The sequence below is a fragment of the Rhodococcus sp. NPDC019050 genome (genome assembly GCF_055664235.1).
Map to the genome: position 1 here is coordinate 190,244 of NZ_JBVOON010000004.1, position 24,969 is coordinate 215,212.

The 24,969-nt window shown below is 67.3% G+C and carries 22 protein-coding genes; 8 read left to right on the plus strand and 14 right to left on the minus strand.

What is annotated here, in order from left to right; genetic code table 11:
• The first annotated feature begins 78 nt into the window (after window positions 1-78).
• The 3 genes from AC0B44_RS07210 (at window position 79) to AC0B44_RS07220 (ending at window position 3,495) form a co-directional block, all read left to right on the plus strand.
• On the plus strand, window positions 79-285 hold the full coding sequence (locus AC0B44_RS07210) for a hypothetical protein (RefSeq protein WP_471902248.1): 207 nt from the start codon (window positions 79-81) through the stop codon (window positions 283-285).
• Complete coding sequence (locus AC0B44_RS07215; RefSeq protein WP_471902249.1) at window positions 282-2,726, plus strand: WXG100 family type VII secretion target; 2,445 nt, start codon at window positions 282-284, stop codon at window positions 2,724-2,726. Before AC0B44_RS07210 ends, AC0B44_RS07215 begins: the two co-directional genes overlap by 4 nt.
• An 88-nt stretch (window positions 2,727-2,814) precedes the next feature.
• A complete protein-coding gene (locus tag AC0B44_RS07220; RefSeq protein WP_471902250.1) occupies window positions 2,815-3,495 on the plus strand; it encodes a hypothetical protein in 681 nt (226 codons plus the stop codon).
• 14 nt (window positions 3,496-3,509) lie between these two features.
• Here the strand turns inward: AC0B44_RS07220 and AC0B44_RS07225 are convergent, their stop codons facing one another.
• The 4 genes from AC0B44_RS07225 to AC0B44_RS07240 are packed head-to-tail and all read right to left on the minus strand — an operon-like array spanning window position 3,510 to window position 7,568.
• Window positions 3,510-4,424 carry an exodeoxyribonuclease III gene (locus tag AC0B44_RS07225; protein WP_471902251.1) on the minus strand — a complete coding sequence of 305 codons (915 nt, stop codon included), beginning with the start codon at window positions 4,422-4,424 and terminating at the stop codon, window positions 3,510-3,512.
• Window positions 4,425-4,449: 25 nt separating this feature from the next.
• Complete coding sequence (locus tag AC0B44_RS07230) at window positions 4,450-5,211, minus strand: alpha/beta fold hydrolase (RefSeq protein WP_471902252.1); 762 nt, start codon at window positions 5,209-5,211, stop codon at window positions 4,450-4,452.
• A 15-nt stretch (window positions 5,212-5,226) separates the two neighbouring features.
• The gene (locus tag AC0B44_RS07235; protein ID WP_471902253.1) at window positions 5,227-6,801 is read right to left on the minus strand and encodes a DNA polymerase Y family protein; all 1,575 of its coding nucleotides are present in this window, start codon (window positions 6,799-6,801) and stop codon (window positions 5,227-5,229) included.
• Window positions 6,798-7,568 (minus strand): hypothetical protein, encoded by a 771-nt coding sequence (locus AC0B44_RS07240; RefSeq protein WP_471902323.1) that lies wholly within the window; start codon window positions 7,566-7,568, stop codon window positions 6,798-6,800. The genes AC0B44_RS07235 and AC0B44_RS07240 overlap by 4 nt, the downstream gene beginning before the upstream one ends.
• Window positions 7,569-7,821: 253 nt before the next feature.
• On the opposite strand from AC0B44_RS07240, the gene AC0B44_RS07245 reads away from it, so the two are divergent.
• On the plus strand, window positions 7,822-8,976 hold the full coding sequence (locus AC0B44_RS07245; protein ID WP_471902324.1) for a serine/threonine-protein kinase: 1,155 nt from the start codon (window positions 7,822-7,824) through the stop codon (window positions 8,974-8,976).
• A 64-nt stretch (window positions 8,977-9,040) separates the two neighbouring features.
• Window positions 9,041-9,529 (plus strand): hypothetical protein, encoded by a 489-nt coding sequence (locus AC0B44_RS07250; protein WP_471902254.1) that lies wholly within the window; start codon window positions 9,041-9,043, stop codon window positions 9,527-9,529.
• Between the two features lie 4 nt (window positions 9,530-9,533).
• Here the strand turns inward: AC0B44_RS07250 and AC0B44_RS07255 are convergent, their stop codons facing one another.
• Window positions 9,534-10,220, minus strand: coding sequence for a response regulator (locus AC0B44_RS07255; RefSeq protein WP_471902255.1), 687 nt, complete (start codon window positions 10,218-10,220; stop codon window positions 9,534-9,536).
• Entirely contained in the window at window positions 10,217-11,488 is a 1,272-nt protein-coding gene (locus tag AC0B44_RS07260; protein ID WP_471902256.1) for an ATP-binding protein, read from the minus strand. Before AC0B44_RS07260 ends, AC0B44_RS07255 begins: the two co-directional genes overlap by 4 nt.
• Before the next feature lie 130 nt (window positions 11,489-11,618).
• On the opposite strand from AC0B44_RS07260, the gene AC0B44_RS07265 reads away from it, so the two are divergent.
• Both AC0B44_RS07265 and AC0B44_RS07270 read left to right on the plus strand, forming a co-directional pair.
• Window positions 11,619-13,022, plus strand: coding sequence for a PspC domain-containing protein (locus tag AC0B44_RS07265; protein WP_471902257.1), 1,404 nt, complete (start codon window positions 11,619-11,621; stop codon window positions 13,020-13,022).
• A complete protein-coding gene (locus AC0B44_RS07270) occupies window positions 13,015-13,263 on the plus strand; it encodes a hypothetical protein (RefSeq protein WP_471902258.1) in 249 nt (82 codons plus the stop codon). The genes AC0B44_RS07265 and AC0B44_RS07270 overlap by 8 nt, the downstream gene beginning before the upstream one ends.
• A 27-nt stretch (window positions 13,264-13,290) precedes the next feature.
• Here AC0B44_RS07270 and AC0B44_RS07275 read toward each other — a convergent pair whose 3' ends face one another.
• The 5 genes from AC0B44_RS07275 to guaB all read right to left on the minus strand — a co-directional run bounded on the left by AC0B44_RS07275 (window position 13,291) and on the right by guaB (window position 21,105).
• Window positions 13,291-14,616: a hemolysin family protein gene (locus AC0B44_RS07275; protein WP_471902259.1), complete on the minus strand. Its 1,326-nt coding sequence runs from the start codon at window positions 14,614-14,616 to the stop codon at window positions 13,291-13,293.
• Between the two features lie 160 nt (window positions 14,617-14,776).
• Window positions 14,777-16,348: a glutamine-hydrolyzing GMP synthase gene (guaA, locus tag AC0B44_RS07280; RefSeq protein WP_471902260.1), complete on the minus strand. Its 1,572-nt coding sequence runs from the start codon at window positions 16,346-16,348 to the stop codon at window positions 14,777-14,779.
• 58 nt (window positions 16,349-16,406) lie between these two features.
• The gene (locus AC0B44_RS07285) at window positions 16,407-18,134 is read right to left on the minus strand and encodes an FAD-dependent oxidoreductase (RefSeq protein ID WP_471902261.1); all 1,728 of its coding nucleotides are present in this window, start codon (window positions 18,132-18,134) and stop codon (window positions 16,407-16,409) included.
• Window positions 18,135-18,369: 235 nt separating this feature from the next.
• Window positions 18,370-19,509, minus strand: a complete 1,140-nt coding sequence (locus AC0B44_RS07290; RefSeq protein WP_471902262.1) for a GuaB3 family IMP dehydrogenase-related protein — start codon at window positions 19,507-19,509, stop codon at window positions 18,370-18,372.
• Between the two features lie 72 nt (window positions 19,510-19,581).
• Window positions 19,582-21,105, minus strand: coding sequence for an IMP dehydrogenase (guaB, locus tag AC0B44_RS07295; RefSeq protein ID WP_471902263.1), 1,524 nt, complete (start codon window positions 21,103-21,105; stop codon window positions 19,582-19,584).
• A 297-nt stretch (window positions 21,106-21,402) separates the two neighbouring features.
• Between guaB and AC0B44_RS07300 the strand changes: the two genes are divergently transcribed.
• On the plus strand, window positions 21,403-21,813 hold the full coding sequence (locus tag AC0B44_RS07300; protein WP_072699555.1) for a DUF5319 domain-containing protein: 411 nt from the start codon (window positions 21,403-21,405) through the stop codon (window positions 21,811-21,813).
• Between the two features lie 93 nt (window positions 21,814-21,906).
• Here the strand turns inward: AC0B44_RS07300 and AC0B44_RS07305 are convergent, their stop codons facing one another.
• The 3 genes from AC0B44_RS07305 to AC0B44_RS07315 all read right to left on the minus strand — a co-directional run bounded on the left by AC0B44_RS07305 (window position 21,907) and on the right by AC0B44_RS07315 (window position 24,504).
• Window positions 21,907-22,905, minus strand: a complete 999-nt coding sequence (locus tag AC0B44_RS07305) for an anti-sigma-D factor RsdA (RefSeq protein ID WP_471902264.1) — start codon at window positions 22,903-22,905, stop codon at window positions 21,907-21,909.
• Entirely contained in the window at window positions 22,898-23,476 is a 579-nt protein-coding gene (locus tag AC0B44_RS07310) for a sigma-70 family RNA polymerase sigma factor (protein ID WP_471902265.1), read from the minus strand. The genes AC0B44_RS07305 and AC0B44_RS07310 overlap by 8 nt, the downstream gene beginning before the upstream one ends.
• A gap of 119 nt (window positions 23,477-23,595) precedes the next feature.
• Window positions 23,596-24,504: a hypothetical protein gene (locus tag AC0B44_RS07315; protein WP_471902266.1), complete on the minus strand. Its 909-nt coding sequence runs from the start codon at window positions 24,502-24,504 to the stop codon at window positions 23,596-23,598.
• Window positions 24,505-24,969 lie beyond the last annotated feature (465 nt).

The window sequence follows — 24,969 nt, forward strand, 5'->3', positions numbered from 1 at the left end:
GATATCGACGAATTATTCTCTTTGTCAACGGTTTTCAATGGGATCGCGAGTCGGATCGGGCTCATCGACACCGGCGTGATGTCGGCGGGCGCCTCCGAAGGATTCCCGGGCGGTGCTGCGATCGTCGAGGCACTTGCAGCAGTCGAGTCCGCGTCGCGACGCTCGGTGTCACTCCTCGCCGACCGTGCCTGGTCCACGTCCGACACCATCGACCGGGTCGCCGCGGACTACGAGAACACCGACGAGTACTTCGCCGCCGGATTGTCGCGGGCAGTTCCCGAGTGATCCCCACGATCACCGATGTCCGCAACTGGAAGCCCGCAGTCCTCCACGACAGAGCAAAAGCCGTCGACACGGTTGTCGCACACCTCGACAACGAGCGCGTCGCTCTGACGGACACCGCAAGCTCGCTGTGGCAGGCCTGGCAGGGACGTGCAGCAGACGCGGCGGAGAAACACCTGGACAGGGAACGTCGCTCCGTCGTGGCCGTCGTCGAGCATCTGCGACACGTCGCAGACCAACTCCGCCGCGCCGATACCGCACTCACCTGGTCGGTGCTGGCGGCGCGCAATGCGATCGCGAACGCCGAACTGGCAGGTTTCACCGTCGACGACAGCGGCGTGAAACCCGGCCGCCTCGCGGACGACTCGGCCACTGCAACCCAGGATGCTGCCGCTGAGCACGCCGAGGCGATCCGGCGCGCACTGGTCACCCTCGGCGAACTGGACGATCACTACGCCGGCCTCCTCCGGGTGATCGTCGCGGATCTCGCGGCGAGCACTCCGAAACCCGCGCCGCTCTCCCCCGACGAAGCGATCCGTGACGGAGCGATCTTCGTCGACGGAAAATTCGACAGCGACGAGGTCGGGCGATTGCTGGCCAACCTCACCGCTGCCGGCTTGGACGCGAACTCACTCGCCGATCTCGCGGCGGGCAGAGAAGTCCCATCCCTGCCCGCCGGGGCAATCGGCTACCTGGAACAGCTGTATCACCAGGGGGGAGTCGAACGTTTCCTTCTGTTGCAGAACGCGCTCGACGAGGACAGCAGCCCCCAGGCCGTTGCGGCGGGGCGGGCGCTGAGCGCCGGAATCCTCACCTTGTCGAACGAGAACATCGTCGACGACGACGGGCACAGCGGCGGCTGGGACAGACTCCCGCCGGACGTGCGCGCACTTGTACAACTGAATCCGGCGGACTCCGCACCTGCGACTCTCGACGACTATCTGCGCTCGCTCTCACCGTTCGAGCGATCCCGGCTCGAAGCCGATCCCGGTGCGGCCGCACGCGCACATGCCGAGATGTTGCGCCATCCGGGCGTCCACTACGCCCAGCGCCTCGGTATCCAAAACGAGTTCTGGGGACGAGTAGCCGAGTCCGACGGAATCCCCGGCGCTCGGCTCGGAGTCGAACTCGTCGAATCCGCAGCGACACAGGTGGGCCTTGCCGACTCCCCATACAGATCGGCGATCGCCTCCGCGTCGTACGCCTTCCCGGACCGCCTCGGCGAAGCCATGCTCGACGTCGGCACCCGAAACAACGAATCCAACGCTCGCATCCTCACGGGCGATCTCGACGATGACGGCAGTCCCGACACTCGACGCGACGCCGTCCTCACGCCGTTGTTCGTCCACGAGTGGAACGACGACGGCGCGTCGCTCGGCCGGTTGACATCGTGGATGACGGAGGAGAGCCTCGCCGTGCACGGACCAGGTGATACCGGCTCGCTCGACACCGAACGCCGCGACCGTGCGGATCGAGCGGCTCTCGGTCTGGCCCAATACCTTTCGCACGGAGAGAACTACTCACGTTTCATGGACATGAGCGGGCCCGACACCTCGAACCTCGGCGAGGTGAATCCTGCGCTGCTGCATGCGACAAGCCAGGGCCTCGTCGGGTACATCCCCCATCTCGCGGGGATCGACACCGACAGCCGTGAGTGGGCTTATCGTGCAGCAGAATCCAGTGACGCCGGCGACAAGCGTTTTGCCCATGCTCAGCGCGTATTCGCCCTCATGTCGACGGGAACCGACGCCAACACCACTTTCATGGGGGGCGCCCTCGCGTTCCACGAAACCTACGATCGCGCATTCGTCCGCAGCCTCCTCGAGCCCGACAAGTGGGGTGAGATATCCCCCGACACCGCGGCCGCGGGAAACGCGGCCCACATCCAGGCTCTGGTCGACACCGGCATCTACGGCGCGGCCGTCGAACAGTCGCGGGACCAGGAGAACATCGCGAACACGGTTGCCGAACGCCGCAACCAGGCTTACGACACCGGCTACACCATGATGCGCAACGCGGTCGCGTCGTTCGTTCCCGCCAACTTCACCATCGGCATGACCATGGACATGCTCAACCCGAGTGTTCGCGACACCTTCACGATTCCGGAAACACCAACGGAGAACTTCGCATTCACGATGAACGAGGCGCAGATAACCGCGGAAAACGATGTCCGGATCGCGCGGTTGCTGGTGGGTACGGACTGGGAACCTCAGAACCCGAAAGCAATCGATGAGCTGTCCTCAGCGGGAATATTGGCAGAGGACGGCACGCTCTCGCCGGATCCCGATCCGCTGTCAACTCGAAGCCCTCAAAAGGTGCACGCTCTCATAGAGGGTGCCATGCAGGACGAGTTCGGATCAAACCATTTCGATTACTACACCGACGAATACCGGCGGAGCTACCACGATGTGGCCCCCACCGTTCATTTCACTTCGACGAACTGAGAAGATGCGCCCAGCACTAGCAATACTCGCCGCGACCATGCTTGTTCTCTCGGTAGGGTGCGGCGCGCCCACAGAACATGCCGACAGCGTGCCTGTGACCGAACCACCACCCTACGAATGGGTCCCTATCGAGGACATCTCGATCCGTTGGACCGCAGTTCCGGGCGTGGACCTGGACTCCCCTGAAGTCCTGGTGGCACGGGCTTTCGGAGATTCTGAACTGTTCTACGAAATCACCGGCCAGTACGAATCGGCGTATGAAGGCTTCCCCGAGGCAGCGCCCTATCTCGACAACGGTGGACGCACCTACCCTCGCACCGGGACGGTGAACAATCACGTCTTCGAGGTGCGTCCCCTCCCCGATAGATTCAAACGCCCGTCGTATCGCGTCGCCTATTGCACCGACGAAACCGATACAGCCATACCCACAGGTGACGCGTGGAAAGCGAACGGCGCGAGCAATAGATATACCTACATCCTCGCCATTACCCGCACGGGATGGAATACTCCAGTCCCTCGTGTGGACCGCGCGGTCCGCACTCGACATCCGTCGTGGAATGTCTTCGAGGGCTGGGAGGTACGCCTCAGAACCCGTTGGGAAAATGACTTCTTCTCCGGTCACGATCCCGAAGATCGCGCGCTTCTCGACTACTGCGATGACGAGCATCCGCCCAGCAACGGAAATTTCCGATACGGCGATATTCTCGACGCTCCTCCTGTTGTCCAGCCTTCCGTTCCCGGCTGGCCCCAGCGCGTCGATGGTCCGTGAAACGGATTGCCGGCTCAGATGTCGTAATCCACAACGACCGGTGCGTGGTCGCTCATCCGTCGATCCTCAGCAGGTTCCCGGTCGGTGCCCGCAGCGACGGCAGTTCGAGCCAGGCCCGGGGTCGCAAGGTGGTAGTCGATCCGCCACCCGACATCACGGGTGAACGATCCGGGGATCCACGACCACCACGAGTACGGGCCGTCCACACCCGGATACTTGCTGCGAACGACGTCGACGAGTGTGCGCGCCGAGAGCAGCGAGTCGAGCCACTCCCGCTCTTCCGGGAGGAATCCCTCGGCCTGATTGCTGCGCCGCCAGTTCCGGACGTCGTACCGGGTGTGTGCGATGTTGAGGTCGCCCATCAGCAGCAGCTCTCTGCCCTGCGCGCGTGCCGCGCGACGGGACCGCCCCAGTTGGCGTGCGAATGCGTCGAGAAAACGCATCTTGCGCGCGTACCTGATCCCGCCGTCCGGTTCGTCTCGCATACGACCGGGCTTCTGCAGGTGCGCCGGGATGCCACCTTTCGGCAGATACAGCGACGCGACGGTGATCGGTGCATCCGCGAGATCGACTTCGATGTAGCGACCTTCGTCAGCGAATTCTTTCAGTCCGCGCGCCAACGGCACTCGCTCGAGTTCGATCGGCTCACTGTGATCTTCACCGGGCGCACGCACCAGTGCCGTACCGCTCCACGTGCGCACCGCAGCCGGGGGATGCATCGTCAGGACCGCCACACCGTTGCGGCCCGGCAGTACACCCTCTTCGTAAGTGAAGTGGTACTTGCCGAACACTCCGGGCGGAACCGCGGCAGCAGGAGCGCGGACCTCTTGCAGTGCGACCACGTCGGGCTGGCGCTCACGGAGCCACTCTTCGAATCCGCGTCGCTGTGCCGCACGGATTCCGTTGATATTGAAGGTCGCGATACGCACGGAGTACCAGTGTAGGGACCGAGGGTCAGTCCATGAGGAACGGCAGGACCTCGGCCGCGAAATCTTCGGCGCGGTCGCGGTGGATGCTGTGGCCGCACTGGATCTCCCGCGCCGTTCCGTCCGGTAGCGACGACAGCGCCGCAGCGAGCAGCGTCGCGTCGACCATACTGCCGCGGCGGACGCCACGCAGCAACAGGGTCGACGATCGGACGTGTGAAAGTTGTTCCCACCACAAAGGATTCGGGGTGTGGAATTGGCTCACCACGGTCTCGGTCATCGACCGATCGAAAGTGAAGAGGGCGCGCGGATTGAGGATCATGCTGCTGGTTGCATGCCACAGTTCGGCGGGCGTCGGACGGCCGGCGGGAATCTGCGGAACCGGATCACCCGCTCTCAAGGGCAACGGGGCTTCCTCCAGTACCAGCCGCCGGATGAGCTCCGGGTGCCGCTGTGCGATCAATGAGCCGGTGTGTCCCCCGAGTGAGTGGCCGACCAGGTCGATCGTGTCGAATCCCAGATGGGTACACAAACCCGCGACATCGGCGGCGAAATCGTCGAACCGATACGACTGGGCGCGACCACTACGGCCGTGGCCGCGCAGGTCGACGGCGACGACACGTCGCCCCGCCTTTGCCAGAACCCGAGAGAAACGCGCCCACGTGCGACCGTCACCGCCGAGCCCGTGCACCAGCACGACCGGCACGGGATGCATGCGGCCGAACGGCGCGGTCTCGCGATAGGAGACCACGACACCGTTCGGCGCGGCCGTACGTACGAGGGTGTCCACGACCGCCGAGCCTACTCAGTCGTAGACACCCTCCACGCGCCAACCGTCCGCGCCGAAGATGACGAGCAGCGCGCGGGAGCCGTCGAGGAGCACCTGGAGCCGGGCGACATGTCGCGCCGACGCCGGGTCCCACCAGTACTCGTCCACCGGCCAGGGCCCTGCCCACCCGAGCACCGTCCAGCTGCGACTTCCCCATCGCAACCGGGCCGGTCGCCCGTCCAGCACTCCCCGCTCCGTGACCGTCACCGGCGTACCGGACTCGTCGGCCACTGCGACGGCGGGCGGTTCGTGCAGGACCATGGCGGGGGCGGGTGGAGGAAGCCGGCCGGGCCAGGGAGCGCTGGGATCGGACGCCGGGACCGCCTCTTCCCCCACGGGCACGAGAACGACGCGCTCACCCGGACCGCGACCACCGCTGAGCACCCCCACCTGCACCGCGTCGCCGCCGAGAAGCCCCTGGACGCGCACCAGGGCTCGCCTGGCCCGCTCGTCCTCGTCCCCTACGCCGCCCCACAAGCCCAATTGCAACGCACCGGAGGCCACCACTTCGACCGGCTCCAGACGTAGCAGCACGATCCCCGCTGTGGGGCGGGATCCGCTGCGGCCGGTGAGCCATCCGTCGAGTTGCCATCGCACCCGGTCGGCCGTCCCGTCCGGGGTCAACGGTTCGGCACAGCGCCACGTGCGGGTGTGTTCCTCGCCGTTGCCGGTGCGCGCGGCGACGAGCAGGCGCGTGCATGCCACCCCCGCCGCGGCGAGGCGTACGTGCAGCAGTCCGGCCAGCGTGCGACCGACGAACGCGGCAGCGTCGACACGTTCGATCGGGGGGTCGCACGGATACTCCACCACCAGGTCAGGGGGGATCGCCCGACCCGACGGCGGGCGTTCGGGCAGACCCCGCGCACTCCGATGCGCAGCGACCGCATCGGAGCCGAACCGAGAGGCCACCTCGGCCGGGGTCAATGCGGCAAACGTCCCGATCGTGCGTATCCCCAGCCGACGCAACAGATCCACCGTTTCGGTGCGTTCGGGAGCCGCCAGCGCAGGTTCCACCGCCAGTTCCGAAATCGGTAGCGGTGCCAGGAATCCGGCACCGGCGCCGGCGGGAACCAGGGTGGCTCGCCGTGCTGCGAGTACTGCGGTGGACAGTTCGTCGGCGATACCGACCTGGCATTCGACTCCGACCGCGGCTACCGCGTCGACCAGGCTTTCCGCTGCTGTCTCCTCGGTGCCGAACCATCGGACGACACCGCGTGCTGCCAGCACCACCAGGCCCGGGCGCAGCACTTCCACTCCCGGGGCAACCTCATCGATCGCGGACACCACCGATTCGAACCGGATTGCGTCGCGATCGGTATCCGACTGGGCCACATGCAGTTCCGGACATCTCGCTTGCGCTTCACGTCGGCGCAGACCACGTCGCACCCCTGCGGCACGCGCGGTGGCAGAGCACGCAATCACACGATTGGCCGCGACCACCGCGATCGGAGTAGTCGCGGGCAGATCGGCGACCGCCGCAGCCGCCACCGCCGGCCAGTCCGGACACCACACCGCGACCACCCGGGCCGGAGCCTGCCCGGGCGTGGTCATTGCGCGACCTGTCGTCCGGAATCGCCACCGATGAGACGGGGCTTGCCGGACTCCCACAGCACTGTGCTGCGTTCGGCGCATACGTCGACCTGGGTGGTGCGCAGAGGAAACGCCCGGCCGTGCGCCCGTACCGACAGCCGCGTCCTGCACAGCCTTCCGAGACCGGGCCCGTCCACTCCTTCGTAACCGCTGACCTGCGCCTCGAGCCGAACCTGCGCCCCTTCCCACCGGCCGTCGGTGACGATCAGGACAGCTCCTTTGCTGCGCGCTCTGGCCGCGACCGCACGTGCGCGGGACGGCGGGACGGACGTGCCGCCCAAACCCAGGACGACGAGATCCATCCCGTCGAGAAGGACGGCTGCGACCTCGACGGGATCCGGCCCGGGATCCGGGATCACCGCGAGTCGTTGCAGCCGGGCACCCATTTCCGCGGCGGCGAGCAATCCCAGCCGCCGCTGGCCGATCACCGCGGCATTGCCGCCCGACGAGGTCACCGAGGCCAGCACCCCCAGCAGCAGGGACGCAGCACCGGACATCGAGACGACGCTGCCGCGGACGAGACCTCCGTGCGGCAGCAGGTCGGCGAGAGGTGCGGGCACCGGGAGCACGCCGTGGGACGCGACCTCGACCGGTTCCGAGACCGGCGTCGGCCGGGAGACCTCACCACGCGAGGGAACGGCGGCGATCCGTCGTCGCAGCGCCTCTATCTGCCGCGTCCGCTCCTGGCTCGCTTCGCCACCGACCGGAAATTCGGCTACCTCACCCAACATGCACCCCTGTCATCCGCCTGCCGCGTTGCACACGACCGGCCGACCACGGGGAAGACGTGGCCCAGCCCGAATTCGTATTCGAACATCCATTCGAACAATTCCAGTAGACCCGATGCCGTCACTCGCCGTCAAGTGAGCGGCCGGCCACACCTTCGCAGTCTCGGCACCGGGGTCTCCGAGCCCATCCACTACCCTTGGCAAGGTGGTCGATCAGGACAGAGCAGGACGAGTCGTCGGCCCGGACCACCTCGTGGCCGGGCGGTATCGACTCGATTCCAAGCTCGGTGGCGGCGGGATGGGCGCCGTCTGGCTCGCCCGCGACACCAGACTCGGCCGCAATGTTGCTGTCAAGCAAGTGATCTCCACCGCCGACCTCGACCATGCCGAAGCCGAGGAGATCCGCCGCCGCGCACTGCGCGAAGGCCGGGTCGCGGCCCAGCTCACGCACGAACACGCCATCTCCATGTACGACGTGGCGCTGCACTACGGCGAGCCCTGGCTCGTCATGGAACACCTGCCGTCCCGGAGTCTGGCGCAGGTCATGAACGCCGTCGACACGCTGCCGCCGTACGTCGTGGCCCAGATCGGGGCGAACGTCGCCGACGCCCTCACCGCCGCACACGCGGCCGGCATCGTCCACCGGGACGTCAAGCCCGGCAACATCCTGATCGCCGAGCGCGGCGATATTTCCGGTGTCGTGAAGATCAGCGACTTCGGCATCGCCCGGGTCAAGGGCGACAACGACCCGGCAGGCGTCATCATCGGAACGCCCGCATATTTCGCACCGGAGGTCGCGCGAGGCAACGACCCGACCGAGGCCAGCGACGTCTTCTCACTCGGCGCCACTCTCTACACCGCCATCGAGGGACAACCTCCGTTCGGTTTCGAGGCCGACTCGATCGCCCTGCTGCACCGGGTTGCCCGCGCCGAAATCATCATGCCCACGAACACGGGTCCGCTCACCGATGTCCTGCTGTCGATGCTCGAGCCGGATCCGGCTCGCCGGCCGACGATGGCCGAGGCCCGCGACCTGCTCGCCGCGGTGACGCTCGGCCCCGGTGGCACGGCCGCACAGCTCCGCGGGCGTCCCATCCTGTCGGAGGACGGGACCGTCCCCTCCTGGGCGCAGCGCGCCACCGCCCTCGCGGAGCCTCTCCGGCTGCGCGGGTCGTTCGTCGACCGTCCGCTCGGCGAGATACCCCCCGGACACAAGACGCAGGGACCGTCGAGCAAGAAGAGCCTGCACCCGTCCGATCTGCTCGACCGCCTCCTTCCGAGCGGCCCGGCGCCCGACAGCCTGCAGGAAAAGGTCGTCGCCTACGCCCCGCTCGCAATGGCAGCGATGGTCACGCTCTTGGTCGCAGCGCTCGTGGCAGCCCTCGTGATCAGCTTTCTCGTGACCTGACTCGTCCAGCCTGTCGGATGCACATGCGACGATCTGCTCCCACCCAGCACCCAGGGAGCACACCATGAGCACTCCACCAGTGGATCGGACCATGACGGCCATCACCGACGCCGTGACCCTGGGCCGCACGGGAGATACCGCCGCTGCCCGCGCCGCACTGGAAGAACTGTGGACGACGATCGGCTCCGACGGCGATGCCCTGCACCGCTGCACCCTCGCCCACTATCTGGCCGACCTGCACGACAGCGCGGCATCCTCACTCGAGTGGGACCTGAGGGCGTTGGCCGCCGCCGACGACTTGGACGACCAGCGTGTCCGCGAACATCACGAGTCCCTCCACATCCGCGGCTTCTACCCGTCGCTGCACCTCAATCTCGCAGACGACTACCGCCGCCTCGGCGACTTCGATTCCGCTGCCGAGCATCTCGCCGCAGCGCGGAGTTACAGTGACGCGCTCGCGGACGACGGTTACGGCGCAGGCGTTCTCGGAGGAATCGACAATGTGGCCACGGCGATCGCGACGCGGAACACGGAGCGCCTCGCCACGCACTGAGCGGTCAGTCGATACGTCGCCGATGTGCCCATCGGGTGAGCGCATTGCGGTTGGACTGCTGGGTCTTCCGCAGCACGTTCGACGCGTGGGTCTCCACCGTCTTCACCGAGATCACCAGTTCCTCGGCGATCTCCCGGTAGGTGTAACCGCGCGCGAGCAACCGCAGAACCTCGAGTTCGCGTGGGGTCAGTGAATCCAGTTCCGGATCGAGCGGAGGTTCCGGCGCCGAAGATCTGCCGGTGAAGGAATCGAGTACGAAACCCGCGAGTCGCGGACTGAACACCGCGTCCCCGCCGGCCACCCGACGCACCGCATCGGCGAGATCGGGTCCGGAGATGGTCTTCGTCACGTAGCCGCGCGCACCCGCACGGATGACGGCGATGACGTCTTCGGCCGCGTCGGACACACTGAGCGCCAGGCACACCGGCCCGTCGGGCAGACGGTTGAGCACGGCGACGCCACCACCGTCGGGCATGTGCACGTCGAGAAGGACCACGTCGGGCCGGGCAGCCTCGATACCGGCGACGGCCTCACCTACCCCACCGGCCTCCCCCACGATGTCCATGTCGTGTTCGCGCCCCAACTCGGTGCGGACACCGGAACGGAACACCGCGTGGTCGTCGACGAGGAACACACGGAAGCGTCCGGCGCGTTCGGAAACCTCGGACGCTGTCACCGGGGTCGAAATCACTGCGTCTGCTCCTCGGGGTGGGGGTCGGTCACCTCCCACTCTAAGGTCGTGTCCTCACTCCGCTCGCGTCCGGCGCGCGGCATATGGATGCGAATTTCGGTGCCTTTGCCCGGATTGGACTTCACGACCGTCCGCCCGCCGCGGCGTTCGATGCGCGTCCGGATCGAACGGGCGAGCCCCTGCCGGTCCCCGGGCACCGTATCGGGATCGAATCCCACCCCGCGGTCGCGGACGAACACACTCACCTGGTCGGGTTCGACCTCGGCGAACAGATCGACGTTCTCCACCTGTGCGTGCTTGGCCGCGTTGACGAGCGCTTCGCGCGTCGCGCCCAGCACGGCGGTGACGGCTTCGGCCGAGATGTCGTCGTCTTCCGGTGCCACGTCACCCACGATGACGGGCACGACCGACACCCCGTACTGGTCCTCGACTTCGCCCGCGATCGTCCGCAACGCTTCTGCGAGAGAAGTCCGCGGCGACTCGTCCCCACCGAACAGCCACCGCCTCAGTTCGCGTTCCTGGCTGCGAGCAAGCCGGAGCACTTCCTGCTGGTCGGCAGATTGCTTCTGGATGAGAGCGAGGGTTTGCAGTACCGAATCGTGCAGGTGCGAGGCGATCTCGTCGCGCTCTTCGTTGCGCACCCGCGCGGCACGTTCGGATTCGAGCGCCCGCCACATCCGGATCCACAACGGCACGGACAGCAACGTGGCACCGATCAGAGTCACGACCACGGCGAGAAGCGACGATCGTAGCGCCGCCACATCCACCTGGGCGAGGACGATCACTCCCAGTCCCGTCACCACGAGGGTGAGACCACCGAGGACGCGAGCCCACGCCAGCACCGTCGGCTTGGCCGGGAGACCGAAGACCGACCTCGGTCCTTCCGCGTCGAATTCCCGCCACACCAGGGCGGCCCCCACCGCGACCACCAGCACCGGCGTGATCACCGAAGCAGCACCGCCGCTGAAGAGCCACGACAGGCCGATGGCGAGGGCGAGTCCCATCACTGCAAGACCCACCGCGCGGCGTCGTTCCCCCGGTTCCGGGCGCACATCGTCCGATCCGGGTGGGACGAACATCCACAACATGCCGTACGCGACGATGCCGACCCCGCCGAGCGCGGCCAGTACCGTGAACGCGACCCGAACCTTCGTGACGTCGATGCCGAGATGGTCTGCCAACCCGCCGGCGACGCCGCCCACGACACGTCCGCCCATGCGTCGTTCGAGGCGCGGGACGGTCGCAGGTGATTCGGCTACAGGCTGCACACTTCGATACTGACACGGTTACCACCCGTGCGGCATCGGGGACGGACCCTGATGTCGGACTCTCAGAGGTCCCCGGAAATCAGGGTTGGTCCCCGATGTGCCGAGTGCTCCCACGCGACAGGATGGTCCCATGACCACGAGGAATTTCCCCGAGCAACTGTCGGACATGTGGCGCACCCGCCCGGTACGACTGCCGGACCAGGGGCACATCGCCGGCGTATGTGCGGGTATCGGGATGCGCTACGGAGTCGACCCGGTGCTCATCCGCGTCGCGTTCGCGGTGTCGGCGATCTTCGGTGGCGCCGGGATCGTGCTCTACCTGGCGGCGTGGGTGCTGTTCACGCGCCTCGGCGACCAGGTGTCGCCGCTCGAGTCCCTGATGGGGCGCGGGAGCAGCTCGGAGACGTCCACCAAGGTGATCGTGATCCTCGTGGCGCTGGCTATCTCGGCTAGCGCGATCGGACCTGTCGGAGCGGGCTTCGGCGGCTCCGGCTTCATCGGTGCATTCCTGATGCTCGCGGGCTGGTGGTTGCTCTACCAGCGCCAACCGGAAGCACCTGCGTTGCCGGTTGCGGACGGTGGATTCGCGGCCGATTCGTCCGCGAGTCCGCAGCAGCCCTTCCACAACGGCATCTTCTCGCCCGGGATGTTCATGCACAACGCGGCCGTGCGGAACATGCTTGCGACGAGCCCGTCGATGTCGCCGCCCACCGGACCGGCGCCAGGCGACCCCGACTACCTGAAGTCCGGCACGCCGGACGACACGACGCAGCAGGGCACGCCCTCCGGGTCCCGGCCCGACCTTCGCAAGGAACCGGTCGAGCCCGAACCTCCGACGAAGGACGCCTCCTCTGCCGTGGCCGGCGGCCCGCCGGCGTGGGATCCGCTGGGCGTCGCGCCGTTCGCATGGGATCTCCCCGAACCCACCCCGACCCGTGATCTCGTTCCCACCCGCAAGCGGCGGTCGCGGCTGACCACCACGGTGCTCGGACTTGCGGTGCTCGCTGCAGCGGCCGCGGGAGCGGTAGCCGTATCGGGCGACGTGGTGTGGATGACACCGGCCCGGGTCGGCGCCATCGCACTCGCGGTCATCGGCGCCGGCATGATCGTGGGTGCGTTCCTGCATCGCGGCCACGGCCTGTTGGTCGTCACCGGACCGCTGCTCGGGTTCGTGGTGCTGGCATCGATCGTCGGCCCGATGGACCGCTCGAACTGGGGAGACCGCGACTGGGCACCGACCTCGGCGGCAGAACTCCAACCCGCCTACGAGTCCCGGTTCGGCCAGATGAATCTGGATCTGCGGAACCTCGAACTCACCGAGGATTACACCGTCGAGGTAGACGGAAGTTTCGGCAACGTCGAAGTGCTGCTGCCGGAGAACCTCGATGTCCGCACGACGTGTTCAGTCGACGCGGGTGAGATCACGCAATGCCCCGAGCCCGGCCTCGACGGTGGGCGCGACGGTGAGAAGGGGCCGGTCCTGACCTTGGACACGGCTGTCGACTTCGGGAACCTGGAGGTGCGTCGTGGCTGAGTACGACACCGGATTCGATACCGGATCCTCGCAGAAAGATCACGCCGGGCCGTGCCGCCGGGGTCCCTCGCTCCTGCTTCTGCTGTTCGGCCTCGTTGCGCTGGCGGTGAGCGGATGGGCGCTTCTCGGGCCCTTCTCGCTCGATGTCCTCGCCAGCTTCGACGGCGGATGGGTCCTGGTCGGGGCAGCGGTCGTGATCGGAGCGGTGCTCGTGTTCCTGCCGAACCGGCGCTCCAAATAGCAAGCGACACGGCGGCTCCTCCCGCGCTCAGGCCTGAGCGCGGGAGGAGCCGTCCGGATCGGACTGTCGCCGAGTCAGACGCAGACGCGCGATGCGGCGCCCGTCGAGTTCGGTGACGGTCAGCCGATTACCGCCGACCACGAGACTTTCCCCCGCCTGCGGCAGATGGTCGAGCCGGTACAGGACGTAGCCGGCGATCGTGTCGTACGGACCGTCGGGCAAGGGAATGCCGGTCTGCCGGGTGAAATCCTCGACGTGGAGCAGTCCGTCGATGTCGTCGTACGCGATCTGCGGGTCTCCCGCCCGCGAAGTACCACCGGATGAGCCGACGACGGGGTCGAACTCGTCGCCGATCTCCCCCACGATTTCCTCGACGATGTCCTCCACCGTGACGATGCCTGCGGTGCCTCCGTACTCGTCGACGACGAGGGCGATCTGCGCGTTGCCGCGCCGCATCACGGTCAGGGCGGCGAGGGCGGGCTTGGAGCCGGGCAGCGACACGATGGGGCGGCAGAGGTCGGCGACGGTGCCCTGTGGCCGTTCGTCCAGCAGCAGATCGCGCAGATGCACGAATCCGACCACGTGATCCGCAGATTCGGCGATGACGGGATATCGCGTATGGCCGAGACCGAGGGCGAGTGCCCGGGCGTCGGGAATCGTCGTGTCGGCGCGCAGGAAGTCCACTTCGGTGCGTGGCCGCATCACCTCCCTCAGGTTCCGGGAGCCTACGTCGAACACTTCGGTGAACACGCTGCGTTCGTCCTCGGAAAGCGCCTCGAGACCGACGAGCATGTCGCGCAGTTCCTCGTGGGTGATCTGCTCGTTCTTGATCGACGGGTCGGAACCGAGAAGGCGCACCAGTGCATCGGTGGAGACCGAGAGCAGCCAGATGACCGGTCGCATGATGCTCGCGAATCGGTCGAGGGCGGGTGCCGTGGCCAGCGCCATCCCGGTGGACCGCTGCAACGCGATGCGCTTGGGCACCAACTCACCGAGCACCAATGACAGGTAGGCGATGACCAAGGTGGTGCCGACGAGAGCGACTGCATCGGCGACTGCCGGCCCGAGCCCCCAACCGCGCAGCGTCGGTGCCACATCGGGGGCGAGGGTGGACGCACCGAAGGCGGCGGAGAAGAACCCCGCGACGGTGACGCCGATCTGCACGGCGGACAGGAACCGGTTGGGGTCACGCGCGAGGGCGGCGGTGCGGCGACCACGACCGCCACGCCGGGCCAACTCCCGAAGTTGGCTTTCCCGCAACGACACCAAGGCCATCTCGGTAGCGGCGAACACGCCGCCGACGAGGACGAACAGCAGCACCGCCCCCACGTTGACGAGCGTGCCGCTGGTCATGCCGGAGGCCTGTGGTGATTGCGGCAGGACTGAGATCTCGGGTCGTGGTCCATGTTCCGCGCTCCTCGCCGGTGACGTTTCAGTCTAGGCAGAGGAGACGGCATCACGGAGCAGGTCGAGGGCGCTCGACCTGCTCCCGTGCACTACGACGCCGCGAAGGTCACTCCCACTCGATGGTTCCCGGCGGCTTGCTCGTCACATCGAGCACTACGCGGTTCACCTCGGCAACCTCGTTGGTAATGCGCGTGGAGATACGCTCGAGCGCCTCGTACGGCAGTCGCGTCCAGTCGGCGGTCATCGCGTCTTCGCTGGAGACGGGGCGCAGGACGATCGGGTGGCCGTAGGTGCGGCCGTCACCCTGCACGCCCACGCTACGCACGTCGGCGAGCAGCACGACCGGGCACTGCCAGATCTGGTTGTCGAGCCCGGCGGAGGTGAGTTCTTCACGCGCGATCGAGTCGGCGCGACGAAGGATCTCGAGCCGCTCGCGGGTGACCTCGCCGATGATGCGGATGCCGAGGCCCGGGCCGGGGAACGGCTGCCGGCCGACGATCTCTTCGGGCAGACCGAGCTGGCGGCCGACGGCGCGCACCTCGTCCTTGAACAGCAGGCGCAGCGGTTCGACGAGCGAGAACTGGAGGTCCTCGGGCAGACCACCGACGTTGTGGTGGCTCTTGATGTTGGCGGTACCGGACCCGCCGCCCGACTCGACGACGTCCGGGTACAGGGTGCCCTGGACGAGGAACTCGACGGTTTCGCCCTTCTCGGCGCCCTCGCCGAGAACCTCGGCCACTGCACCTTCGAAGCTGCGGATGAACTCGCGGCCGATGATCTTGCGCTTGGTTTCGGGATCGGTGACGCCGGACAACTCCCGGAGGAAGGTTTCCGAGGCGTCCACGGTGACGAGCCGCGCGCCCGTGGCGGCGACGAAGTCCTTCTCGACCTGTTGACGCTCACCCTCACGCATCAGCCCATGGTCCACGAAGACACAGGTCAGGCGGTCACCGATCGCGCGCTGCACGAGTGCAGCCGCGACCGCGGAGTCGACGCCACCGGACAGCCCACAGATGGCGCGGCCGTCGCCGACCTGGGCGCGGACCTGCTCGATGAGGGACTCGGCGATGTTGGCTGCCGTCCAGCTGCCGGGAATGCCCGCGATGTCGTGCAGGAAGCGGCTCAGAACCTGCTGGCCGTGCGGTGAGTGCAGGACCTCGGGGTGGTACTGAACGCCGGCAAGTCGCCGGGCGCGATCCTCGAAGGCGGCGACCGGGGCACCCGCGCTCGTCGCGGTGACCTCGAAGCCCTCGGGAGCTGCGGTGACGCCGTCCCCGTGGCTCATCCACACCGGTTGCGTCGTGGGCAGACCGTCGTGCAGAACTCCGCCGGAGACCTCGAGCTCGGTGCGGCCGTATTCACGGGCACCGGTGTGCCCGACGGTGCCGCCGAGGGCCTGGGCCATCGCCTGGAAGCCGTAGCAGATGCCGAACACCGGGACGCCGAGATCGAACAGCTTCGGGTCGAGTGTGGGCGCACCGTCTTCGTAGACGCTGGACGGACCGCCGGAGAGCACCACCGCGAGCGGATCCTTCGCGGCGATCTCTTCCACGGCGGTCGTGTGGGGCACGACCTCCGAGTACACGTTCGCCTCACGGACGCGCCGCGCGATCAGCTGCGCGTACTGGGCTCCGAAATCGACTACGAGGACCGGCCTGGACTGCTGGGTTTGCGACACCCGAACAGTCTAAGCGGCCGCGCCGGGTGCTCCCGACGCGGCCGGACCGCTACGAAGGTCAGGCGGCCCCGGTCGAACCGGTGATCTCGACGATGGGCAGGTGGAACGCGCCGGGAGCGCCCTCGGGGACCACCGGATTCTTCGGCGCGATCGGCTGCAGCCTGCGGTACGGCTCGTTCTGGGCGGGGCGTTGGTCCTGCTCACCCTTGTTGGGCCAGAGCGCTGCCGCCCGTTCCGCCTGCGCAGCGATGGTCAGCGACGGGTTCACGCCGAGATTCGCCGAAACCGCGGCACCGTCCGCGACACTGAGAGTCGGGTAACCGTGGACCCGCTGGTACGGATCGATCACACCGTGCTCGGGATCCGTCCCGATGACGGCCCCGCCCAGGAAGTGGGCGGTGAGCGGAATGTTGAAGATCTCACCCCACGTGCCTCCTGCGACTCCGTCGATCTTCTCGGCGATGCGCCGGGTCGCTTCGTTGCCTGCCGGAATCCAGGTGGGGTTGGGCTGACCGTGGCCCTGCTTGCTGGTGACCTTCCGACGGCCGAAGGGACTCTTCTTCGTGTACGTCGTGATCGAGTTGTCGAGGTTCTGCATGACGAGCGCGATGATCGTGCGCTCGCTCCAGTTGCGAACCGAGAGCATCCGCAGCATCTTGCGCGGATTCTTCGCCACCTGGCCGAGGAACTTCACCCAGCGCGGTACGGGTCCGTCGCCGTCGGTCATCAGGGTCTGCAACAGGCCCATCGCGTTCGAACCCTTGCCGTAACGCACGGGTTCGATGTGGGTGTCGGGCGTCGGGTGGAACGACGACGTGATCGCGACTCCCTGCGTGATGTCCATATCGGGGTTCACGGCGTACATGCCCGCTCCGACGATCGATTCGGAGTTGGTGCGGGTCAGTTCGCCGACGCGATCGGAGAGTGCGGGCAGCGCACCGGTGTCCTTGAGGTGGTGCAGCAGGTGCTGGGTGCCCCACGTACCGGCGGCGAGCACGACGTGGGATGCCGTGTAGGTGCGGCGGCCCTTGCGCACCCACGCGCCGGTGCGCTCGGTCATCACGTCCCACGTACCGTCGTGGGCCTGGCGCAGATCGGTGACGGTCGTCAGCGGGATGATCTCCGCCCCTGCGCTTTCCGCCAGTCCCAGGTAGTTCTTGATGAGGGTGTTCTTCGCGCCGTGGCGGCAGCCGGTCATGCACTCGCCGCACTCGATGCAGCCCGCGCGGTCGGGCCCGACACCACCGAAGTAGGGGTCCGGCACCGACCGGCCGGGCTCACCGAAGTACACGCCGACGGGGGTCTGGACGAAGGTGTCTCCCACGCCCATGTCGTCCGCGACGGACTTGATGATCGTGTCGGCCGCGGTCATCCGCCCGTACTGCACGACACCGAGCATTCGGCGCGCCTGGTCGTAGAAGGGGCTCAGTTCGTCGTGCCAGTCGGTGATGCCGGCCCACTGGCGGTCCTCGAAGAACGCCGCAGGCGGCTTGTACAGCGTGTTGGCGTAGTTGAGCGAACCGCCGCCGACACCGGCACCGGCGAGGATGAGGCAGTCGCGCAGCAGGTGGACACGCTGGATACCGAAGCAGCCGAGCTTGGGTGCCCACAGGAACCGCCTAAGGTCCCAGCTGGTCTTCGCGAAGTCGGCGTCGGCGAATCGACGGCCTGCTTCGAGGATCCCGACCTTGTATCCCTTCTCCACCAGTCGAAGCGCGGTGACGCTTCCACCGAACCCGGATCCGACGATGAGCACGTCGTAGTCCGTAACCCGCTGCTGACTCATGGCACCTCCACCGAACGGCATTTGTTACCGGCCAGTATGCACGCTGGCCGTGTGACTACCGACACTAGCCACCCTAACCGTTACCCGGAGTTGCACGAAGACCCCCGAGTTGCCCGACGAGCCGCTTGCACGAAGGGCCTTCGGACGTGGATACGCCTGTGGCCGGAGGTCACCTCGTGCAGTAAGCACGGGTGACCTCCGGCCACAGGCGAAGCCGAACGGTCGAGCGCGAGGATCAGGCGCGCACCGACAACCCGACCTTCTGGAATTCCTTCAGATCCGAGTACCCGGCCTTGGCCATCGACCGGCGCAACCCGCCGACGAGGTTGAGCGAACCGTACGGATCGTCGGACGGCCCGTTCAGGACGCGCGCCAGACTGGGCTGCTCGTCGTACGCGACCTGGAGCACCGCACCGCGAGGCATCGACGGGTGCGCGGCCACCGAGGGCCAGTACCAGCCGTGTCCGGCGGCCTCTGCCGCCACCGCGAGCGGGGCGCCGAGCACCGCGGCGTCGGCGCCGCAGGCAATCGCCTTCGCCAGATCACCGGCGGTCTCGATATCTCCGTCCGCGATCACGTGGACGTACCGGCCACCGGTCTCGTCGAGGTAGTCGCGACGAGCGGCAGCCGCATCCGCGATCGCCGTCGCCATCGGGATTCCGATCCCGAGCGAAGGACTCGTGGTGGTCGCCTCCGCTGTCGATCCGAAACCGACGATGACGCCCGCGGCACCCGTGCGCATCAGGTGCAGGGCCGTCCGATGGTCGCTCACGCCGCCGGCAACCACCGGCACGTCGAGCTCGGAGATGAACGTCTTCAGGTTGAGCGGCTCGTCCTCGCCGTGCGCGACGTGCTCGGCGGAGATGATGGTGCCCTGCACGACGAGCAGGTCGATGCCGGCCTTCACAAGCGCGGGAGTGAGGGCGCGCGCGTTCTGCGGACTCACGCGCACCGCGGTGGTGACGCCCTCGTCACGCACCTGTGCGACCGCGGCGGCCAGCAGGTCGGGCTTCAGTGGGGCCGCATGCAGCTCCTGCAGGTACCGGATCGCGGCACTCGGGTCCGGATCGGAGTCGGCGATCTCGGCGAGCCGGGTGATCACCGCGTCGACGTCGGCGTGACGACCCCACAGGCCCTCACCGTTGATGACACCGAGGCCTCCGGCCTTACCCAGCTCCACCGCGAACGACGGCGACACCAGGGCGTCGGTGGGGTGCGCGAGGACGGGAATGTCGAAGCGGTACGCATCGAGCTGCCACGCCGTCGACACCTCCTTCGACGAACGCGTCCGCCGGGACGGAACGATATCGACGTCGTCCAGTTCGTAGGTGCGGCGAGCCGTGCGGCCCATGCCGATTTCAACGAGGTCGCGCACGCGCGCCCCTTTCTCCTGAATTGACGGTGCTCCCGTCACACCTGAGACGGGGCATGCTGCGGACTCCTGGCCCTACCGGGCAGCGTAGTTCGGTGCCTCCGCGGTGATCGTGATGTCGTGCGGATGGCTCTCCTTCAGACCCGCCGCGGTGATCTGGACGAACTGTGCGTTCTGCAGTTCCTCGATCGTCGACGCCCCCGTGTAGCCCATGGCCGCCCGAAGGCCACCGATGAGCTGGTGCGTGACCTGCTGCAGAGGTCCGCGGAACGGGACACGTCCCTCGATCCCCTCCGGCACGAGCTTGTCCTCGGACAGCACGTCGTCCTGGAAGTAGCGGTCCTTCGAGTACGACTTGGCTTCGCCCCGGCTCTGCATCGCGCCGAGCGAACCCATGCCGCGGTAGCTCTTGAACTGCTTGCCGTTGACGAGGATCAGCTGGCCGGGCGACTCGGTCGTGCCGGCGAGAAGCGAGCCGAGCATCGCAGTGGACGCGCCGGCCGCGAGGGCCTTCGCCACGTCTCCGGAGAACTGCATGCCACCGTCGGCGATCACCGGCACACCGTGAGCACGCGCGACCGCCGAGGCTTCGAGAATCGCAGTGATCTGAGGCGCACCCACACCCGCGACGACACGCGTCGTGCAGATGGAACCGGGGCCGATGCCGACCTTCACTGCGTCGACGCCTGCCTCGATGAGGGCTGCGGTCCCCTGCCGGGTCGCGACGTTGCCGCCGATGATCTGTACGCGGTCTCCGACCTCGGCCTTGAGCTTGGCGATCATCGACAGCACGTTCGACGAATGGCCGTGCGCACTGTCGACGACGAAGACGTCGACTCCTGCGTCGGCCAAGGTCATGGCGCGAGTCCACGCGTCGTCACCGACGCCGACAGCCGCGCCGACGAGCAGACGGCCGTCGCGGTCCTTGGTGGCGTTGGGATGCTGTTCGGTCTTGACGAAGTCCTTGACGGTGATCAGCCCGGTGAGCTTGCCCTGACCGTCGACGATCGGCAGCTTCTCGATCTTGTGACGGCGCAGGAGCCCGAGTGCGGCCTCGGCGGTGACGCCTTCGCGCGCGGTGACGAGAGGCGACTTGGTCATCACCTCGTAGACCGGCCGGTTCTGATCCACCTCGAACCGCATATCACGGTTCGTGATGATGCCGACGAGCTGGCCTTCGTCGTCGGTGACGGGAAGACCCGAGATGCGGAAGCGCGCACACTTCGCGTCGACCTCGGCGAGCGTGTCGGTCGGCTTGCAGGTCACGGGATCGGTGACCATGCCCGCCTCGGACCGCTTCACGGTCTCGACCTGAGCGGCCTGCACGTCCGCAGGCATATTGCGGTGCAGCACGCCCATACCGCCGACACGGGCCATCGCGATGGCCATGCGCGACTCGGTGACCGTGTCCATGGCGGAACTCACCAGCGGTGTACGCAGGCGGATGTCGCGGGTCAGCTGACTCGAGGTGTCGACCTTGCTCGGGACGACGTCGGACGCCGCCGGCAGCAGCAGCACGTCGTCGAAGGTCAGTCCCAACATGGCGACCTTCTCGGGGTCGTCACCGCCGGTGTGCACATGCCCTCCGGTACTACTCATGCGGTTCGGACCCTCCGTTGACGATCGATGGGTGCGGACGGCAACCGTCCGGCATCGGAAAATTGTGGTGTGCAGCGATGCCGACCTGCAGAACCGCCGCCTGCGCTTCCCGTTCCGGCACCGCCGGAGCCGGGACTACGCGCACATGTCCATGATATCCGTTGGCCGGAACTGTCCTCGCTCAACCCTGGCACCGTGGCCGTTCCGGTGCGGATTCGACACGGGATGCGGCCGGGTTGCGGCGTGTCCGGGCCGTACCGCTGGCGCAGAACCCCTCGGGCTGCGTACCGTGGAGTCGTGCGTGATCAGTTGCCCCCCGGGCTTCCCCCGGACCCGTTCGCAGGAGATCCCGACGATCCGTCCGCAGCTCTGGACGCGATCGAACCGGGTCAGCCACTCGACCCTGCAGAGCGCCTCGCGGTGGAAGAAGACCTCGCCGACCTCGCGGTCTACGAGGCGTTGCTGGCCCCACGCGGGGTCCGCGGTCTCGTCGTGTGCTGCGAGGATTGCCACCAGGACCATTACCACGACTGGGACATGCTCCGCGCGAACCTTCTGCAGTTGCTCGTCGACGGCACTGTGCGTCCGCACGAGCCTGCCTTCGATCCCGCGCCCGACGCGTACGTCACGTGGGATTACTGCCGTGGGTACGCCGACGCCTCGATGAACGAGGCGTTGCCGGTGGACCCCTACGGGCGCGAACCCTGATCCGATCCACAGACGAAGACGAGGGCCCGGCAGCGTTGCTGCCGGGCCCTCTCTATTCAGGAGCTTCTTTTCAGGAGGCGGGTGCGCCGGCCGCTAAGGATTGCCCGGTTCCGACCTCGGCGTGGTCTGCGAATGCGAAGCCGACGCAGGTGTCGTGGGCTGCGGCGACGACGCGTCGCCGGGCGTCCCGCCGGCCGGTTCGGTGGTTCCGGGCGGGGTCCGTGGCGTTGTCGGCGTCGGGGACGGCGTCTCGGACGGCGGCGGTGCATCGACGACCGGGGGGTCCGGCGTCGGGACTGGCGGCGGCACCGGTTCCGTCGGCGGGATGGCCGGGAGGGTGGTCGGCGGGGGCGCGGGTTCGGTCGGTGCCTGAAGGACCGACGGAAGCTGCCCGTCGTCAGGTGCGGGAACTGTTGCAGCGTCCGGAGGGGTGGGCGGCATCGGCGCGGGAGTCAGTTTGTCGATCTCGGCCGACAACCGTTGCAGCCACTCGCCGAGAGCGTCGCGGTCGGCGGCGTCGGTGACGCGGGAGGACCGCGCTTCGGCCGACTGCAACAATTGCTCGGCTTCGTCGGCTTTGCCGTCGGCGATCAATTGCTCGGCCCGCTCGAGGGTGGTCGTGGTGTCGATCCGGGCTTCCGTCGAGTGCGCCTGTTCGCTGAATACGACCTGTTTGACACCCCACAACGGGTCGCCGGGCTCCGCGCTGTACGAGATCGCGGCGCCACCACCGAGCGCAACGGCGACGAGCGCAGCCGCACCGGCGATGGGGCGGATCACGCGAAGCTGACGACTCGACCGCGCACGCCGCGAAGCGAGCGCGTCGCGAGCGCCGAGTTCCCTGTGGACGGCGGCGACGACTTGGTCGAGGTCCGGCCCCGCAGGCACCGGGTCGGACAGGATCTCCGCACGCCAGCCGGCAAGCAGAGTCGCAAGTTCGTATTCCTCGTTCGATTCGGTCTCGACGGGTCCGTTGCCCGAGATCGCATCGATGAGGGCATCATCGCGCCGGACTGCAGAGATGTCCACGGTAGCGTCGCCGTCGGGGAGATCCTCGGAGAAGCTCTCGCCCGAATTGCGCCTCCTACCCATTCCTTTCACCTGCTCTCGTGACTTCCTTCTTGAGTCTGGCGATGGCTCGGTGCTGAGCCACTCGTATCGCTCCCGCTGTGCTTCCGACCGCGGCGGCCGTTTCCTCGGCGGACAACCCCATCACCAGACGCAAGATCAAGATCTCACGCTGCTTCTCCGGGAGAACCTCCAACAGCTTCTTCATCTCCCGGCTCGATTCGGAATTGAGCGCAAAGTCCTCCGGGCTGTCGTCGAGCGACATCACTTCCGGCACATCCGCAACGGGTTCGGCGCGATTTCGCGCCGCACTGCGGTGTGCGTCGGCGACCTTGTGGGCCGCAATGCCGTAGACGAACGCCATGAAGGGTCGTCCCTGGTCCTGATATCTCGGCAACGCAGTCATCACAGCCAGGCACACCTCCTGCGCTACGTCATCCGCAGAGAGCTGGCCGCGCTCTGCGGATCCGACCCGTGCGCGGCAGTACCGCACGACGAGGGGTCGAACAGTTACGAGAACTCGGGAAAGAGCAGCACGATCGCCCTGCGCAGCCGCAACAACGGCGGCGTCCCACTCCTCACCCATAACAGTCATCGATTGCGCAAGTCCTGGCGTTACAGCGACACGATCCCCACCCGGGCGTGCTTCCACTGAGACGTGGAACTCTCACAGCGTAGCGATAGTCTCGGACAGATCGTGTACGGCCGTACCGACTAATGCCCGATCGTCACAAATCGCCCACCGCGGCGGACGATCGTTGCGGCGCATGCCTTCCCCGCCGCGGCCGCCTCTGCAGAACCGCCGATCCCGTCGAGCAGCATTGCCGCCGCCCACCGGAGGGGAATCAACCCGTGCGCCCCGGACCGGTCGAAGACTTCTCTCGCGAGCACACGCGCGGGTTCGAGGTCGGTATCGCCGGTCAACGACGCCGCCCGGATCAGATCGGACTTCACCGCGTGCCGCACCGAGCCGTACCGCGCGGCGGTGGCGACTGCGCGCTCCGCACACGCCCGCGCCGTATCGAAGTCCGCGTACGCGAGGGCCGTCTCGGCGCTCACCCATGCCAGGCGGATCTGCTGACGCAGAAACATTCCCTCGCCGTAGGTATCGACCGCCTCGTCGAGCACCGTGGCGCACCGGTCCAGCAGGGCTCGGGACCGCGCAGGTCCGGCCGTGCCGAGCGAGTCCGCAGCGAGGCCGGTCAGCGCGTCACAGCGCGCACGGACGGATGCGATGCGGGCCTCGGGATCGTCCTGTGCAGCAGTCTGCGCTCCTACCGCCGCGAGCGCCGCACCGTCCGCCACGGCGGCCGCACGGTGTCCACCGAGCTGCCTGAGCAGCGACGCCTCCGTACTCGCGACGAGTGACGCCCACGGGCCCGTGAACCCGACCTGCCGCCGGAGCCGCGAGAGCTCGGCCCGCGCGGCGGCGTAGCGGCCCTGACCACCCAGCGCCACAGCGCGGTGCCATCTCTGTTCCACGTCGCGCGCGGCGGGGAGCGGGAACAGCCCCGGAGCAGCCCCGAACGCCGCCCTCTCCGTGGGCTCGGATGAGTTCGGCGCCGGCGCGCACTGCGGCCACGCCGATTCGATGTCATCCTTCGTGGGGCCGGTGGTGAGCATCGGACAATCATCGCACCGCCGTCCGGCCCGCCCGAGACCGGTTCGATTGTTTCGAATAAATACGCACCGAGCGCGCAAATAGTCTTGCAGAGTGGAATAGGACAAACGTCCAGCGGTCCGATTTCGAACATTTCGTTTAACGGAGCGTTAAGAACATACAATTTGTATGACAGCAGGCGACAGCCGGCAGAAGACCCCGGCACCCTGCGAAAACCGCCCCAGAAGACACCTTCGGAGTGTTCGCAATGGTCATGACGGTGACGCTATGGGCATTCCGGACACCGGGCAGATATGCGACGCGCGTCGGAGGTCCGTGTTGCATCACGACCCGGTCGCAATGTAAATATTTCAGGGGTTAATTCTTGTCGTTCTCGTTATGGAGTTCACCACTGATCCGAAGCCTTGACGGTGAATCGATAACGCTTTTACGGTGAGTTCGCTCGGAAGAAAGATTAGGTCGGTTGC

Excerpts from the sequence above, each read along its gene's own strand:
- AC0B44_RS07285 (WP_471902261.1), bottom strand. The coding sequence starts at position 18,134 with ATGAGTCAGCAGCGGGTTACGGACTACGACGTGCTCATCGTCGGATCC.
- AC0B44_RS07310 (WP_471902265.1), bottom strand. The coding sequence starts at position 23,476 with ATGACTGTTATGGGTGAGGAGTGGGACGCCGCCGTTGTTGCGGCTGCG.
- guaB (WP_471902263.1), bottom strand. The coding sequence starts at position 21,105 with ATGAGTAGTACCGGAGGGCATGTGCACACCGGCGGTGACGACCCCGAG.
- AC0B44_RS07315 (WP_471902266.1), bottom strand. The coding sequence starts at position 24,504 with ATGCTCACCACCGGCCCCACGAAGGATGACATCGAATCGGCGTGGCCG.
- AC0B44_RS07265 (WP_471902257.1), top strand. The coding sequence starts at position 11,619 with ATGACCACGAGGAATTTCCCCGAGCAACTGTCGGACATGTGGCGCACC.
- AC0B44_RS07305 (WP_471902264.1), bottom strand. The coding sequence starts at position 22,905 with ATGGGTAGGAGGCGCAATTCGGGCGAGAGCTTCTCCGAGGATCTCCCC.
- AC0B44_RS07210 (WP_471902248.1), top strand. The coding sequence starts at position 79 with ATGTCGGCGGGCGCCTCCGAAGGATTCCCGGGCGGTGCTGCGATCGTC.
- AC0B44_RS07250 (WP_471902254.1), top strand. The coding sequence starts at position 9,041 with ATGAGCACTCCACCAGTGGATCGGACCATGACGGCCATCACCGACGCC.
- AC0B44_RS07235 (WP_471902253.1), bottom strand. The coding sequence starts at position 6,801 with ATGACCACGCCCGGGCAGGCTCCGGCCCGGGTGGTCGCGGTGTGGTGT.
- AC0B44_RS07275 (WP_471902259.1), bottom strand. The coding sequence starts at position 14,616 with ATGACCAGCGGCACGCTCGTCAACGTGGGGGCGGTGCTGCTGTTCGTC.